The organism is Haladaptatus sp. CMSO5 (genome assembly GCF_036689885.1).
GTDB lineage: Archaea > Halobacteriota > Halobacteria > Halobacteriales > Halococcaceae > QDMS2.
On sequence record NZ_JBAHVW010000001.1, the window covers coordinates 1,542,581 to 1,557,550 of the forward strand.

Sequence of the window (14,970 nt, forward strand, 5' to 3'; positions counted from 1 at the left end):
TTACCGTTACTCGATCTCGATTGTAGTTCCCACAATGGAGACGTAGCCTCGTTCTATCGGGGAAACCTTACAGGTAACAGTCTTTCCGGTGGTTGTTGGACCTTGTTCACAAACGCCTTCATCTTCGAAGTATGATGCCCATGCATCGTGACGAGGACTCGTGATGCTAATCCACATGGTGTAATCCGAATTAGTCTCCTCAACACTGGCAATCGTGGTTCCTTGGTGAATTGCGCGCACTCGAACCGTCCGTGAGCCAGCCACGCTTATCGGCGACGAGACACGGGTATCCACAATCGTAATAACTGGAACCGGTTTATCGAGAACGAAATTCGGTTGTCGACTCATCCGGGAGCCGTCGGCTTGCTCTCGAATGACGGCACCTGCTTCATACACAATCGATGTGTCTCCCTGACCGGTGTAGACTATTGGTCGCAAACTCTCGTTCACCGTGAGGGTATCTGTAGGATCGGCATTATTCACGAACCGGTATTCGATGTACACCTCATTACTCACCGAAAGTTGAGCATCGTCGAGTCGAAGTTCGGTCGCTCGACTTGGCGCACCTTGTTCGCTCAAATCCTCAATATTGTGCGCCATAACGTCGAATGCTCGTTCTGCATTGTTAATTCGCTCTGCATCTCGTGTGTCCTCGAGGCCACCGAGCCCCGAAACGTAGATGAAGCCGATCGACAGTGAAATGAGCGAGAAGATGAGGACGAAGCCGATCACGTCACTCACTGCACGATTATCCATTTTTCACCATTATCTCTTGTGTTCCGCCATTTTTCTTTTCGATGACTATCGAACCACCATCGACAGAGCCAGAAACGGTGGTACTGGAAGTGAACGAGACTACTTCAGTCACGTCCGTCGTTGAACTGGTCAGGTTCAAGAAGTACAGATTATCGGTAGGGTCAGCCCCTGTTGAAATTCTGGCACGGTAGTGTTCACCAGCTACTGTCAACGGCATCTCGCGTTCGATTCGTACTGTCCCAGTGTCTGCAGTCAATCGGTCTGCTGCGGTGATGTCGCTCACAAGTTGTTGTCCAATCACAGATAGCTCACCGCGAACAACCTGTTCGCGCTGGTCACTTACGAGGTTTCCACCAGCTGTGAGCAACCCGATGACAAGTATCGTAGCGATTCCGAGTCCAAGGATGTAATTCAGGGTCGAGGCGACCCCTCTGTTGTCAAGCTGCACGATTATACACCCTCCTCAGCTGCGACGGTCACCGTCTTCGTGAATTGCAAGTCAGCGTGTCTAAAGTCTAGTGAGACAGCGACTGAATCAATTCGAGTGTCGTACTGTGGCTCACTCACGGTTCCGTAGTTCTGAGTGATAGATTCCGTGTCGGTCTCGGTGCTCGTAACCCGGATATCGTAGGTTCCTAACACCTTGGCTCCATTTTCGAATCGTATATCGTACGAACCGTCAAGTTCGTCGACGAACGAAAATGCAGTACACGGTGTGCCATCAAGGGTCCCCTCTGTAAGATTAATGTCTGCATTGGCATCGCCAGTACACGATTCCTGTGGCCCACCCTGTTGTTGGACGACCACTTTCACATTCGTCGAGGCGGTTTCATTGTCGACGTAGAGGTACCACGTGTCAGACGGGTTCGTAGTGTTTTCGAACACGACGGTGAAACAGGTACCAGTCGTAGTACACACATCACTCACATTGTGGCGAACATCCATCTGGAAAGTCCGAAGCTCATCTGCACCCGTAGTGACATCCCAGTTTGGAATACCTGTTCTATTCTCAAAATTGTTAGTCGAAACAGTTTGTCTGATGTGTCGTTCTTTTGAGATAGAATCGACCGTTATGGACACTGATTGGCCGTTTCGAGCGTAGTGGCGAGCCGCGAGGAACTCCCAGTCATCTACGCTCGATTGAACACTCAACTCAAGATCGCTATCCGAGGGGTTGTTGTTCTGATTCGCATAGCTAATCGATTTCTGCACCTCGGTAATCGCGTCTCTATTGAATTCACCCGCCGTTCCCGAGACACTGTTGTCGCTCCTTGTGGCGAGATTCTCCGTGTAGATTGCCGTATTCAAGAGTAAGGCGAGTGCGACAAACATCACCGCAAGGACGAGGCCAACGACCAAGATGATCTGCCCTCGCTCGCTCACATTCGCCATACAACGACCTCCACTTTGACCACGTTGAACACTGAACTGCCGGGCGCTGCGTCGCTCATGTAGAACGAATTCGCATTCGCAACAGAGCTAATCGTTTTCGTCGTTTTATCCCCATTCGGATCGTAGAGGACATCATCGTCGTAGTACGTCACGAGCCGACTGGCAGTCACTGCATTATCACTCGGAACCCCTCTGTAAACGAGCCGGCGTGTTCGTTCGTCACCGGTATTAGTCAGATAGATGATGTTCACGTTGTACGTAACACCTGATTCACCGAGATTGCGCTCCAACATGTTTAGGAAATTCAGCTTTTCTGGCACGTTATCCACATAATATTGTCTCGTTGTTATGCCGTGGAATTGATATTTTGTGTCGTTCCAGTACAGCGGTGCGATCGCGAGCGTATCATTCTCTATCGCTATTTCGAGGATTCCCTCTGCAATTGCCTTTTCTTGATTTTCGATGTGCTGGCTCGACGTACTTGCAGACAGCGGCGTCACGGCTGTCGCTTGCAGCGCGAAGACCAACCCGGTGATGAGCAAGAACGACGCGATGATACCTTCGAGCGTGTGTGCTTGTGCTCTCATTATTACCACATCCTCACGACGAGTGACACGTCCTGCCCGTCGAGGTAAACCACCCGCCGGGCAACGACCACAGACGCTGTCGAAGTTGGTGGACTCCGTCCCTCTTTGAGGAGGATGCCGCCTGATGACACGATCTCGCGGTCGCCGTCACCATCTGTGTCACGTTCAATGGTAATGTTAAGTTGTTGTGTGTTTGAAAGTCCGAATCTTTCTGATACACTGGCGTTGTTTCTATCTGGATCAAAATTACAGTCATTTGGATTCCCCACTACTGATGCGTCAAAGAAATCTGCCGTACACTGGGCGTTCAAGATGTATGGCTCTGCGTTCGAGCCAAGCATCCCCTTCGAGAGTTGGGTGGCCACGCGGTCTACGGTCACGGTGTCCTCTTGGACGTTGTCGTTGAACGGCGCGATGATACCGGGAACGAACGAGAGGACGAAGATGACGATGATGAGGAACATGCTCATCCCCACCAGAAAGTCCATCGACGTTTGTGCGCGTTCGGTCATATTAGCATGAAGACGAGCAGGGCGAAGGTCGGCAGGATGACTGCGTACTTCACGCCGCTCATGAGACTTGCATCGCGCATGTAGCCCGCGATGAATCCGGACAAGACCGCCTGTAAGGTCACGGCGTGGAAGAACAGCATCGACAACATCTGCGTGTCGATACCGCCACCGAAGCTTCCAGAGTCGCCGCTCGCCTGTGCAGAGAGCCCAGCCATCACGTCAAGGAACTTCACCTTGAGGATGGCCATGACGCCGAGCAACACCAGGTAGGTCATGATGATGATGACGATTTGCATGCGCGTGCGGCCAACCCGCTCGCGGTCGATGTCGTCCTGGTTCTCAGAGGCCTGTGCGGCCGTCGAGAGAACCGCCGTGATGTTACTCGAGGTTTCCTGCGCCTTGCTGATGAGCTTCACCGTCCGCGCGAGACGCGGAATGTGGTAGGTGTTGTTGAACTCGACGAGCGCCTCTTTCAGGCTCATGCCGTAGTTCACCTTCGCGTGGATTGCTTCGAACTCCTCTGCGAGTTTCCCGCGTGACGTATCGGAGACCACTTTCAGCGATTCGAGCAGGGTCAACCCCGTGTCGTTCGCACTCGACAGTTTGCGCAGGTCATCAGAGAGGTTCTTGATGATTTTCCAGCGCGAGCGGAGGTTCCACTCGTTGAACACCGCGAGCGGAATGAGCGTGATGTACACCGGCATGTACACCCAGAAGAACGTCCCGCCAATCGGGTTCGCGATGAGCCCCTCGAACGAGGCTGGCGCGAGTCCCGACAGGATGGCGAACGCGAGCAACACGATTGCTGCGGGCACCGTGAGCGCGAGCGTTGCCAGCGGATAGTCACGGAAGAAGTGGTGCGGGTTTTTGAGCAGCTCCATCGTGACGAACGTCCCTTCCTTGCTCTTGATGCGGTCGAAGATGGCGTACGTTCCCGTGTAGCGCTCGATGATGCCGAGGCTGAAGATGCCACGCTCGTTTTGTTGCATGTCAGGGTCAGTATCTCGGAGGAAGCCGTCGCCGGGTTCGTCCTGTTTGACCGTCGCGACGAGCACGAGGAAGCCAACGCCCGTCATCGGGATGAGGCCGTACACCGTCCCGTACAGCAGGAAGTCCTGGGCCTCCCCGAGCATGCTCATGATGACGAGGATGATGATAAGCAGGAGTGGGAACAGCGAGAGCGTCATGTACATCTCACCGAACAGCTCTAAGGTTTCGAGCGTGAGTTCCTGTTCCTGCTTTGCCGTGCGCATGTGCTTTTCTTTCTTGTCGTCCAAGAAGCGCGTCATGTCACCACCGGAGTTGACGATTGAGAGCATGTCCGTGAGGAACTGCCCGAGTTCGTCACTCGGTGACTGCATCGCCTGATTGCGAATCGCAGACCGGTAGTCCGTATCGAAGTAGTCGGTCTCGAGGACGATGCTCTGGAACTCCTTTGCGACCTCGCCGTAGGTGTCCTCGGCTTTCGCCATCGCTTGGAGAATCTCTATCTGGTTCATCCCGCCGACCGAGAGCGCGTACATGAACGAGATGGCGTCCGGCAGGAGCATGTTTATCTCCCGCTTTCGCTCACCCGCCCGGTAGTAGGGCACAAAGACGATAGAGCCAAAGCCAATCCCGAAGCCAATCAGACCAAAGACGAGGCCCGTCACCAACACGAGCGCCGGGATTTTGATGGCGTTGACGATGGCGAGCACGTCGGGCGAGAGGTTCAGGCCGAGCAACACCGGCGTCCCATCGATAAACAGGACAAAGATGAGGTACCCAAGGGCAATCCCGGCGAACCAGAGTATGAGGCCGAGTAAGACCCCGATGGCGAGCGCCCACGAGAGGAAAAACTCGACCGTGTGTGGCATGCGCGCCGCACCGAGTTTCTCCTCTACATCTAAGACGAATCCGCTGTCCTCGCTAAACAGCCGACGGTAGAGCGGGTAGAACGAATCGCTGATTGATTTTCCTTCGAAGCTACTGCTAGCGCTCATCGTTTCCGGGGCCATTTACTCGTCGTCCCCCAATGGCTCGAAGCCGCCGAAGTCGAACGCCTCGAACGGATCGTCGTCATCTGTATCGTCGCCGCCGTCGGTGGCGGCTCCCGCCTCGTCAGCACCGGAAGCGAGCGCCGGTTCGAGGTCTGGCTCCCCAGTGGTGAGGTAGCGGTCAAAGAGATTCTCCTCTGCTTCTGCGAGGATTTCGTCCGTCTGCGCCCGCAGTTCTGCGTACGGGTCGGGTCGTGGAATCATCGCCTCTTTCTCGGGGTCGATGTCGATCATGACGCTCTCCATCTGCCGGAGTTCTTCTAAGCGTGCCTCCAACACATCGTTCGCGATGAGCGACATGATGGTGTCGTTGTCGTTCATGAACCCCTGTAAGGCAGCAGCCACCTGTGGGTAGCTGTTCAAGCCCTTGTTGATGAGGTAGGCGAGAACGATTTTCCGCAGGTAGATTGCCTCGTCCAACTGGTCGTACGACCAGCCGCGGTCGAAGCGAATCTCGTCGAGCGTGTTCGACTCACCCATCCGCAAGAACTCGTCGGACTCTGCTTGCCACTGGAACACGTCTTGAACGTTGATTTCGTCGTTCTCCGGGTCGTAGTGGTTGATTTCGGTGATGGACTTGCTGCGGCGCACTTTGTCCCCGTGGACGCGCGTTGAGGTCTGGATACTCACCAAGTCGAGCGCCGTGAACATCGTCTTCGAGACGTTGATTGGGTCGGTCGTAAACCGCTTGATGACCTCACCCACCGAGTCCGCGTGGAACGTGGTGAGCGTGGTGTGACCCGTGGACATGACCTGGAACAGCGTCCGGCCTTCTTCCCCACGAATCTCACCCATGACGATGTACTCTGGGCGTTGACGGAGTGCGGCGGCGAGCAAGTCGAACTCGTCTACGTCACCCTGGTCGTCAGCCGTAAACGAGGGGCGCGTCGTGGAGGCAATCCAGTTGCGCTGTGGCAATTCGACTTCGCGCGTGTCTTCGATGGACACAATCTTCGACTTCGACGGGATGAACAGCGATACCGCGTTCAGGCTGGTCGTCTTCCCGGATGCCGTCCCACCCGCGAAGATGAGCGACTTGTTGTTCTCGATACACACCCAGAGGTAGGCCATCTCGTCGAGCGAGAACGTGTGCCAGTTGATGAGGTCGATTGGCGTGAACGGCACCTCCTTGAACTGCCGGATGGTGTAGTTCGTCCCGTGATCAGACACCTCGCGTCCGAGCGTGAGCTGTGCACGCGAACCGTCTGGCAGGGTCGCGCCGACCTGTGGCTGGCGTTTCGAGATGCCTTTCCCAGAGCGCTGGGCGAGTTTGACGACGAAATCATCGAGGTCTTTCTCGCCGTGGAAGATGTTCGAGATGATTTGCTCGTAGTCAGAGTGGTAGACGAAGACGGGCGAGTTGTACCCGTCACACGACACGTCCTCCACGTTGATGTCGTGTTTGACGCCGTCGATGCGCTCGTAGCCGATGAAGTCGCGTTTTAGCATGTACAGCAGCTTCTCGACTTGGTACTCCGTGACCATCCGCGCGTCTTCTTCGAGCAACGCGGGTTCGGGTCGCGTCAGCATCCCCGCTAAATCGCGGACAATCTCTTCTTCGTCTTCGAGTTCTTCGGCTCGACCAAGCAGCTCTAAGAACTGTTGTTTCAAGCTCTGCTTTTCATCCGATGGTCGGGCGTAGAGGTCGTACCGTTCGAGGAGCTGTTCTGTCTCGCGTGCGATGACGGCTCCTCTGTCTGCCTCGTCGCCTTCGACGATGATGTCCTCATCAGAGTACTTGATTGCCGTGCGGAGTTTGTTCGTCAGGTACTCCTTTAGCTCGCGTTCGATTGGCGTGAGGTACGGCTCTACAAGGTAGTACTTGTGCTCGTTCTCTTTGCTCGAGTGGAAGATGCTCACGAACGCGAACGGCTTGTTGACCCAGTAGCGGTCGACCTCGTGGAAGTGTGACTTTTTCGAGAGCGGCACGGCCTTCTCTAAGTCGTAGCGGTTGACGACGGTCTTCGTTCCGTCTGGATTTCTAAAGAAGGCATCCTCGTCGAGGTCTTCGAGCACGTTGACCGTGCGCGCTTCTCTGACATCGTCGATGCAGTCGCCCACCACGTTCCCATAGCTGAGGACGTTCGGCAGCGAGGATGGGTCGAACCCAAGGTACTCGCTCGCGTCGAACTCCACGACTTCACCGGTTTTCTTATCAACCGGTGGCTTGCCTTCTTCGTCGTAGTAGTACTCGATTTTGAAGTGTTCCCAGTAGTACTCTCCAACCGCGACATCGGTCGTCTCTACGTCTAGGAACGAATCGAAGTGGTCATCGAGGATGGCCGCCTTGCTAGCCGCCTTCGTCAATCGATCCTCTATGTCGGCCGGGTCGAAGCCAAGGTAGTCACTTGCGTCGAATTCGATGACGTCTCCGATGAGGTCGGTTGGGCGTGCTCCATCCTCGTCGTAGTAGACTTCTCGCTTGAAGTCTTCCCAGGTGTATGCACCCATTACTGCACCGACAGAGGTCTCCTCAGTCGTTTCCGTGGCGGCGTCCCCCCGGTCGCCGTGCTGGTCAGAGCCAGCGATGTCGGCGTTATTCTTCCCCATATCTTCTATGAATACTCTGTAAGAGAGAAAAAGTGTTGCGCTTATATATCTGATTTCTTACACTGTATGATTATGATTAGCTAAATTAGCCAAAAGAGCCGAATCTCAGGATTAAGAGACAATTTCCGAGCTATACCTGCTGGAAACATAGGTTACAGTTGACTACTATCTAAAGAGTCTTTCACAGATGACGTGTAATAATGGCGACTACACACCCAACAAGTTCCATCGTCGTACTTTCAAGAAAAGCGGCTCAAACTGAAAAACACGGTCTTTCGGCTGCGACCAACGAGACGCCGTTACCAGTCTCTGAGACGGACACATTTATATCACATTCCGTGAAAGAATCGGCAACCATGGGCTATGACGCCGTCATCTTCGATAACGACGGGGTGCTCGTTGAACCACCGACTCGAGCGACCGTTCGCCGTGTCGCAGAAGCAACGTTCCATAGCTTCGACCTTCGCCGCCCAACTCCGGACGACCTCCGCCAGCTTGGGGCACACAACGTCGAGACAATCCGACAGCTCGCAACACAGTACGACATCCAACCGATTCGCTTCTGTCAGAAGCTGACTGACTACATCGAATCTGAGCAACAACGCGAGTTCAGACAGGGGATTCGGTCGCTCTATGACGATGTAACGGCACTGTTCGAACTCGACCGTCCGTTTGGTCTCGTCAGCGACAACCCGCCGAAAGTACTCTCGTACATCCTCCGTTTTTTCGGCCTCGAAGAGTACTTCTCCACCGTCTACGGCTGTCCGTTCACCCCCGAAGGGCTCAGCCGCAGAAAACCGAATCCGTACTACCTGAACGCCGCCCTCGCAGACCTTGGCACGCAAAATGCCGTCTACATCGGTGACCGTGCCTGTGACATTGCCGCCGCCGAAAACGCAGGCATCGATTCGGTGTTGCTCGCGCGCGAGGACGCGTCTGTTGACGCTGATGTAACTCCGACCTACGAAATCGACAGTCTCAGAGCGCTTCCTACAATCGTCTCATAACCGTCCGTTCTACCCTGTTCTCTGCTCTATTGTGACGCCAGCCGTCGCTGATGCTTCCACACGCGTCTCTATGAGGGTCTAGTGTTGCAGATGAGTCTTCAACGAACCGTCCATGGATGACCGACAGCAACACGTTTGATATCGCGATATACAATTTATCAAACTATTTCGGCGCAGCCGCTCCACTCCACAAAACAGTCGAAAACGGGTGCTTTACCCGAGGAACGCTTCGATTCGCGCCATCGCTTCGCGCAGTTCGTTCAGCCCCGTCGCGTAGGACACCCGGAGATGACCTTCGCCGCTGTCCCCGAAGACGTGACCGGGGACGAGCGCGACGCCCTGTTCTTCTAACAGCGCCTCTGCGAAGGCATCGGTGTCGTCCCACGGGCACTCGGGGAAGACGTAGAACGCGCCTTTGGCCTCGAAGCAGTCGATGCCCATCTCCGAAAAGCGAGAGAGAACGAACTGGCGACGCCGGTTGTACTGCTTTCGCATCTCGACGACCTCAGAATCACACGATCGAAGCGCTTCGAGCGCGGCGTACTGTGCCGTCGTCGGCGCAGAAAGCATCGTGTATTGGTGGACGCGGTTCATCGCGCTGATGACTTGGGGCGGAGCCATCGCATACCCAAGGCGCAGGCCGGTCATCGCGTAGGCTTTCGAGAAGCCGTTGAACACGACGGTTCGCTCGCGCAGTCCCTCGAACGTGGCGATGGAGGTGTGGTCGTCGCCGTAGGTGAGGTCTGCGTAAATCTCGTCTGCGAGCACTGTGAGGTCGTGTTCGCGGACGAAGTCTGCGACTTCAGCCATCTCTTCTGCCGTCATGATGGCTCCCGTCGGGTTGTTCGGGTAGCAAAGCACCAGCATGTCGGCGTCTGCGACACCGTGGGCGGAGAGTAGCTCTGTGGTGAGTTTGAAGTCGTCTTCCTCGCGGGTGGCTACGGGTAGCGGTTCGCCACCTGCGAAAGTGACGCCCGGAACGTAGGAGATGTACGACGGCTGGGCGATTGCGACCACGTCGCCGGGGTCGACGAGCGCGCGAAACGCCACGTCGAGGCCCTCGCTCGCCCCGGCGGTGACGAGAATTTCGTCGTCCGGGTCGTAGCTGAGGTCGTATTGCGTCGAAACCCGTTTCGATATCTCCTCACGCAGTTCACGCATCCCACGATTGGCTGTGTACGACGTTTTCCCCGCCTTGAGCGAGTCGATTGCGGCTTCGCGGGCCGCCCACGGAGCAGTAAAGTCTGGCTCACCGACTCCGAGGGAGATTACGTCGTCCATCTCCTCTGCGATTTCGAAAAACTTGCGGATGCCAGACGGTGGAATCTGCTGGACGCGGTCTGCGATTTTCATGGCGAAAACGAGAGCCGGCCATCATCGTGGCCGTCGCCCATCTCAAGGCCGCGGTCTTTGTAGGTCTCCATGATGTAGTGGGTCACCGTCTGCGTGATTTCGGGGACGGGAGCCACCTTCTCGCTGATGAATTTCGAGACTTCCCGCAGCGAGTCGCCTTCGACTTCGAGCGCGAAATCGTAGTCGCCGCTCACGAGTCGCAGCGATTTCACCGCCGGGAACTTCACGAGCCGGCCGGCGATGTCGTCGTAGCCGGTTTCGCGGTCGAGCGTGACGTTCAACTCGACGAGCGCCCGAATCCGCTCTTGGTCGGCTCGGTCCCAATCGACGACCGCTTGGTAGCCGCGGATGAGACCCGACGCTTCCAATTCCTCGATTGCTGCTGCTACTTCATCTGTGTCTGCGCCGGTCTGCCGGGCTAAGTCTTCAGTCGAGTAGCGGGCATTTTCGAGTAGGAGCGCTAAAAGCTCATCTCGCGTGCTCATACTCCGTGAGAACAGACGCCTCACAAAAAGGCTTGCTACCGGCGCAATAAACTGAATGTTGCGATATTGAATGGCTGTGGCATTCCTTATGCACGCTCTCTGCGTCTAGCTTGCTATGCAACGAGTGGTGGTCTAAAGTGAGCGGTGACGATTCTGAAGAGGAGTTCGATTTCAACGACTCGTACCTCGGAACGCCGCCGTGGGACATCGGACGGCCGCAGCCGGTGCTCGTGGAATTAGAAGCAACAGGCGTGATTATCGGAGCAATTCTCGACGTGGGATGTGGCACGGGCGAAAACGCCCTCCACTACGCCGAGCGCGGTCACAGCGTCCTCGGTGTCGATGCGGCAGAAAACGCGATTTCGAAAGCACGGGAGAAAGCGAAGAATCGAGGACTCAGCGACCGGGTTCGGTTCGAAGTCCACGACGCGTTCGACCTCGCCTCCCTCGGCGAGAAGTTCGACACCATCACGGACTGTGGCCTGTTTCACGTCTTCAACTCCGAAGTTGCCGTCGCCTACGGTGAAAGCCTCAACACGGCGCTCAAACCCGGTGGTCGCTACGTCATGCTCGGCTTCAGCGAGCGCGACGGCCGCATCGGTCCAAGTACGAACGAAGCCATCATTCGACGGGCGTTCGGGGAGGGCTGGAAAATAGACGAAATCCGCGAGACAACGTTCGAGACGACCGACCCCGCGATGTACAACCACCACGCCCTGCTCGCGGTCGTGACGAAAGCAAATTGAGGCTTACTTCTCGGCGAGCGCATCGCGTTCGACACGACGGATAAACTCGTCTTTGCCGTCGGTGTACGCGCCGATGTCGTGTCGGTGTTCTCGCGCTAGCTCTCGTTTCAGGTCGGCGTATTCGGCGGCGACGTCCGGGTGTTCTCGAAGATAATCGCGGAAGGCGAGATGGCGCGTCCAGAACTCGCTTCCAGTCTCAACCATGTGCAGGTGGTGGGTTCGTGTCTTGCCTTCTGATTTTCGAAAGTAGCGACGGTTCGGCATCACGTCCTCGAACTTCGGGACGTACTCGTAGCCGAGTGCTTCGAGCGGGGTGATGCACGCGTCTGCGTCTTTGAGCGAGGTCACGCCGACTAGCATATCGATGATTGGTTTTGCGGGCATGCCCGGAATCGACGTGCTCCCGATGTGTTCGATTCGTTCGATGCGCTCGCCGATGGCGTCGTTGATGTTCGTTGCTTCTGCCTCGAATTGTGCGGGCCAGTTTGTGTCGTAGTCGTCGAGGATGATTGGTGTCTGGCTCATTGAGATCATCTGGTAATACTGCCCGTTGTTACTAGGCAGTGTTACTGGAGGCGGTCATTCGTCGAGTGGCATCCGCAGTCGCGTCGCGTACTCGACGATTTCGGTACCGAGCTTTTCGATGCGCGCTTCGAGTGCGTCATCGACGATGCCGTCGTCGTCAAACTGGCTCCGAACGCTCGGGATGCCGACTTGGTGGGGCATCACCCAGCCGTGGACGCCCCGAACCGTGATTCTGAGGTGGTCGAGCGTGCTGCCGTACGAGCGACCACCGGCGACGGCGAGGAGGCCAACGGCGGTGTCAGAAAATTCGTCGAATCCACAGTAGTCGTGGAAGTTCTTGAACGTAGAGGAGTAGGAGCTGTGGTACACGGGCGAACCGATGAGCACGCCGTCTGCCTCGCGAACGGTTTTGAGCAGCGCACTGAGTTCCTCGCTTTCGTCGTGGCCAGGGTGATAGAGCGGGAGCGATGCAGCACCGAGGTCGATGAGGTCGGTCGCTGCCCCGGCCTCCGCTGCGGCGTCGAGTGCGTGTCTTAGTGCGCGTTTCGTGTAGCTTTGTTGGCGTCTACTGCCCGAGATTGCGACAATCGTGGGGGTCGTCATTGGTCACCCTTGGCAACTCGCAGTGAAAAACTGCCATACTCTGTGCACCAATTCTGTTCACCATTGGACATTATTTTATTTCAATCAATATTATAATAAATTTTATAATGCCAACACAAGGTTGTTAAGTCGCACCATGGGTGACAAACTCCCTCTTGGACGGCGTAGATTTTTGAAAGCAACCGGTTCTGCGGCACTTCTCGCTTCGGTGGGGCAGGTGGCTGCACAGGGACCAAACAACGGGCGACGACGCGGGCCAAAGGAAAACGAGGTTCTCGTAGGCGTCTCAAACGGCGCACCCGACCACCGTGAAGCGGTCGAAAAGCACGTTCCTGCACACGCGGCGGCAGTCCACGACTGCTCGTGTCTTCGCTACGTCGCGGTCAAGTTCAACGACAACGCGAGCGACCAAGCAAAGGAGAATTTCAAGAAACGCATTCGCAAGAAAGAGTACATCAAATACGCAGAAGACAACGCGACGCTCTCTGCGCAGTACACGCCAAACGACACGCGTTATGGCGACCAGTACGCAGACCAGATGGTCAACGCGCCGACGGCGTGGGACACGACGCTCGGCAGCTCTTCTATCACCGTCGCCGTCGTAGACCAGGGGGTCAAGTACGACCACCCCGACTTAGACGGGAACATGGACGCGAGCGTGTCGAACTACGGCTCTGACTTCGTGGACAACGACGGAGACCCGTACCCTGACGTGCTCGCAGACGAGTATCACGGCACACACGTCGCCGGAATCGCCGCCGGTGAGGTGGACAACGGCGAAGGCGTGTCGGGTATCGGCAACTCCTCTATTCTCTCGGCTCGCGCTCTCAGTGAGGAAGGCACCGGCTCTACCTCCGACATCGCAGACGCCATCGTCTGGGCTGCGGACAACGGCGCAGACGTCATCAACCTCTCGCTCGGTGGCGGCGGCTACACGCAGACGATGAAAGACGCCATCTCTTACGCCTACAACACCCAGGGTGTCTTTATCGCCGCCGCAGCCGGGAACGACGGCGCAGGCTCCGTGTCGTATCCGGCGGCCTACGCCGAGTGCCTCGCCGTCTCTGCGCTCGACCCCGACGGCTCGCTCGCCTCGTACTCGAACTACGGGAGCAACCTCGAACTCGCCGCACCCGGCACGAATGTCCTCTCGACGTGGACCGACGACGGCTACAACAAGATTTCTGGCACGTCGATGGCGACACCCGTTGTCGCCGGGGTTGCCGGGCTGACGCTTGCAAAGTGGAGTGTCTCTGCGTCAGAACTCCGGACGCACCTCAAGAACACGGCGGTTGACGTGGGACTCTCCTCGAACCAGCAGGGCAGTGGCCGCGTTGACGCCGGAAACGCCGTAACGACCGACCCCGCAGACGGTGGCTCAGGCGGTGGCGGCAGTGGTGACACCGACACGACGACGGTGAACGACTCGCTGTCGAGCAGTTCTGATGCTGACTGCTGGTCGTACGCGTGGAGCTACTCGGCACCGAGCGAGGTCGAAATCACGCTGTCAGGTCCAAGCAGCGCTGACTTCGACCTCTACGTGAGCGACGGCACGGGTGCCTGTCCGACGACGTACTCCTACGACTACTACTCCTACAGCGCGAACAGCGAGGAAGCGGTCATCATCACGAATCCGGACGTTTCGACCGACCTCCACATCCTCGTTGATTCCTACAGCGGGAGTGGGAGCTACGACCTGACCATCACCGAGACGCAGTAGGGCTCGGCTGCAACTTCTTTTCTTTCCTCGCACGCGAGCGCCGATGCTGTAGACGTAAGCGTTACCCGTGAGCGTCTGATAACCCCGCCAATGAGCGACGCCGCGTTCGACGCAGACCAGTGGGCTACGGAGCTCGAAACCCACCGCGAAGACAAAGACCAGTTTTTCAGAGAGCACAAACAGTCGCCGGTCGCCCCTGAGAACAGAGATCAGTTCGACGGCCTCCAGTACTTCCCTCCAGACCCGGCCTACCGAATCGAGGCGACGGCAACCGTCCACGACGACCCTGACACTGTCTCGCTCGAAACGACGGCCGGTCCCGAAGTCGAGTACGAACACTCGCTCACGCTCACCTTCGAGGTGCGCGACGACGAGTTCACCCTCGCCGCCTACCGCCAAGGCGACGGCCCGTACTTTGTCCCGTTCCGCGATAAGACGACGGGCCAACAGACGTTCCAGTACGGTCGCTACATGGAGTTCGAAACCGACCACGAAGTCGAAGACGGCGACGTGCTCACGCTCGATTTCAACCTCGCGTTTAACCCGTTTTGCGCCTACTCAGACGCCTTTACGTGTCCGTTGCCACCGCGCGACAACTGGCTCGACGTGGTTATCACCGCGGGCGAGAAGTGGGAATAAGCTGAAGCGACCGGCCCCGAATCGACCCGGCGTACTGATAAATTCCCGGCGAAGAACGC

The 14,970-nt window shown here is 56.7% G+C and carries 15 protein-coding genes; 4 read left to right on the forward strand and 11 right to left on the reverse strand.

Annotation, left to right across the window (positions count from 1 at the left end):
* Positions 1-6 precede the first annotated feature (6 nt).
* The 7 genes from V5N12_RS08260 to V5N12_RS08290 are packed head-to-tail and all read right to left on the reverse strand — an operon-like array spanning position 7 to position 7,812.
* The gene (locus V5N12_RS08260) at positions 7-741 is read right to left on the reverse strand and encodes a DUF7289 family protein (protein ID WP_332898682.1); all 735 of its coding nucleotides are present in this window, start codon (positions 739-741) and stop codon (positions 7-9) included.
* A 7-nt stretch (positions 742-748) separates the two neighbouring features.
* On the reverse strand, positions 749-1,204 hold the full coding sequence (locus V5N12_RS08265) for a DUF7266 family protein (protein ID WP_332898683.1): 456 nt from the start codon (positions 1,202-1,204) through the stop codon (positions 749-751).
* 2 nt (positions 1,205-1,206) lie between these two features.
* A complete protein-coding gene (locus tag V5N12_RS08270) occupies positions 1,207-2,148 on the reverse strand; it encodes a DUF7261 family protein (protein WP_332898684.1) in 942 nt (313 codons plus the stop codon).
* Positions 2,136-2,735: a DUF7288 family protein gene (locus V5N12_RS08275; protein ID WP_332898685.1), complete on the reverse strand. Its 600-nt coding sequence runs from the start codon at positions 2,733-2,735 to the stop codon at positions 2,136-2,138. The genes V5N12_RS08270 and V5N12_RS08275 overlap by 13 nt, the downstream gene beginning before the upstream one ends.
* Positions 2,736-2,737: 2 nt before the next feature.
* Entirely contained in the window at positions 2,738-3,247 is a 510-nt protein-coding gene (locus V5N12_RS08280; RefSeq protein ID WP_332898686.1) for a DUF7287 family protein, read from the reverse strand.
* Positions 3,244-5,244: a type II secretion system F family protein gene (locus V5N12_RS08285; RefSeq protein ID WP_332898687.1), complete on the reverse strand. Its 2,001-nt coding sequence runs from the start codon at positions 5,242-5,244 to the stop codon at positions 3,244-3,246. Before V5N12_RS08285 ends, V5N12_RS08280 begins: the two co-directional genes overlap by 4 nt.
* Positions 5,245-7,812, reverse strand: a complete 2,568-nt coding sequence (locus V5N12_RS08290) for a type II/IV secretion system ATPase subunit (RefSeq protein ID WP_442904968.1) — start codon at positions 7,810-7,812, stop codon at positions 5,245-5,247.
* Between the two features lie 377 nt (positions 7,813-8,189).
* Here V5N12_RS08290 and V5N12_RS08295 point away from each other — a divergent pair, with 377 nt between their 5' ends.
* On the forward strand, positions 8,190-8,840 hold the full coding sequence (locus V5N12_RS08295) for an HAD family hydrolase (RefSeq protein WP_332898688.1): 651 nt from the start codon (positions 8,190-8,192) through the stop codon (positions 8,838-8,840).
* A gap of 213 nt (positions 8,841-9,053) precedes the next feature.
* On the opposite strand, the gene V5N12_RS08300 is transcribed toward V5N12_RS08295, so the two are convergent.
* Both V5N12_RS08300 and V5N12_RS08305 read right to left on the reverse strand, forming a co-directional pair.
* On the reverse strand, positions 9,054-10,193 hold the full coding sequence (locus V5N12_RS08300; protein WP_332898689.1) for a pyridoxal phosphate-dependent aminotransferase: 1,140 nt from the start codon (positions 10,191-10,193) through the stop codon (positions 9,054-9,056).
* The gene (locus V5N12_RS08305) at positions 10,190-10,678 is read right to left on the reverse strand and encodes an Lrp/AsnC family transcriptional regulator (protein WP_332898690.1); all 489 of its coding nucleotides are present in this window, start codon (positions 10,676-10,678) and stop codon (positions 10,190-10,192) included. The genes V5N12_RS08300 and V5N12_RS08305 overlap by 4 nt, the downstream gene beginning before the upstream one ends.
* A gap of 137 nt (positions 10,679-10,815) precedes the next feature.
* Here V5N12_RS08305 and V5N12_RS08310 point away from each other — a divergent pair, with 137 nt between their 5' ends.
* Positions 10,816-11,424: an SAM-dependent methyltransferase gene (locus V5N12_RS08310; RefSeq protein WP_332898691.1), complete on the forward strand. Its 609-nt coding sequence runs from the start codon at positions 10,816-10,818 to the stop codon at positions 11,422-11,424.
* Between the two features lie 3 nt (positions 11,425-11,427).
* Here the strand turns inward: V5N12_RS08310 and V5N12_RS08315 are convergent, their stop codons facing one another.
* Both V5N12_RS08315 and V5N12_RS08320 read right to left on the reverse strand, forming a co-directional pair.
* Complete coding sequence (locus V5N12_RS08315) at positions 11,428-11,949, reverse strand: GrpB family protein (RefSeq protein WP_332898692.1); 522 nt, start codon at positions 11,947-11,949, stop codon at positions 11,428-11,430.
* Between the two features lie 54 nt (positions 11,950-12,003).
* Complete coding sequence (locus V5N12_RS08320) at positions 12,004-12,552, reverse strand: NADPH-dependent FMN reductase (protein WP_332898693.1); 549 nt, start codon at positions 12,550-12,552, stop codon at positions 12,004-12,006.
* Positions 12,553-12,688: 136 nt separating this feature from the next.
* Here V5N12_RS08320 and V5N12_RS08325 point away from each other — a divergent pair, with 136 nt between their 5' ends.
* A complete protein-coding gene (locus V5N12_RS08325) occupies positions 12,689-14,272 on the forward strand; it encodes a S8 family peptidase (RefSeq protein WP_332898694.1) in 1,584 nt (527 codons plus the stop codon).
* Positions 14,273-14,362: 90 nt separating this feature from the next.
* Positions 14,363-14,911 (forward strand): DUF1684 domain-containing protein, encoded by a 549-nt coding sequence (locus V5N12_RS08330; protein WP_332898695.1) that lies wholly within the window; start codon positions 14,363-14,365, stop codon positions 14,909-14,911.
* Positions 14,912-14,970 lie beyond the last annotated feature (59 nt).

What these genes read in the sequence shown, in the direction of transcription:
- V5N12_RS08285 (WP_332898687.1), bottom strand. Translation starts at nt 5,244, where the DNA reads ATGGCCCCGGAAACGATGAGCGCTAGCAGTAGCTTCGAAGGAAAATCA.
- V5N12_RS08315 (WP_332898692.1), bottom strand. Translation starts at nt 11,949, where the DNA reads ATGAGCCAGACACCAATCATCCTCGACGACTACGACACAAACTGGCCC.
- V5N12_RS08320 (WP_332898693.1), bottom strand. Translation starts at nt 12,552, where the DNA reads ATGACGACCCCCACGATTGTCGCAATCTCGGGCAGTAGACGCCAACAA.
- V5N12_RS08270 (WP_332898684.1), bottom strand. Translation starts at nt 2,148, where the DNA reads ATGGCGAATGTGAGCGAGCGAGGGCAGATCATCTTGGTCGTTGGCCTC.
- V5N12_RS08280 (WP_332898686.1), bottom strand. Translation starts at nt 3,247, where the DNA reads ATGACCGAACGCGCACAAACGTCGATGGACTTTCTGGTGGGGATGAGC.
- V5N12_RS08305 (WP_332898690.1), bottom strand. Translation starts at nt 10,678, where the DNA reads ATGAGCACGCGAGATGAGCTTTTAGCGCTCCTACTCGAAAATGCCCGC.
- V5N12_RS08300 (WP_332898689.1), bottom strand. Translation starts at nt 10,193, where the DNA reads ATGAAAATCGCAGACCGCGTCCAGCAGATTCCACCGTCTGGCATCCGC.
- V5N12_RS08330 (WP_332898695.1), top strand. Translation starts at nt 14,363, where the DNA reads ATGAGCGACGCCGCGTTCGACGCAGACCAGTGGGCTACGGAGCTCGAA.
- V5N12_RS08275 (WP_332898685.1), bottom strand. Translation starts at nt 2,735, where the DNA reads ATGAGAGCACAAGCACACACGCTCGAAGGTATCATCGCGTCGTTCTTG.
- V5N12_RS08295 (WP_332898688.1), top strand. Translation starts at nt 8,190, where the DNA reads ATGGGCTATGACGCCGTCATCTTCGATAACGACGGGGTGCTCGTTGAA.
- V5N12_RS08325 (WP_332898694.1), top strand. Translation starts at nt 12,689, where the DNA reads ATGGGTGACAAACTCCCTCTTGGACGGCGTAGATTTTTGAAAGCAACC.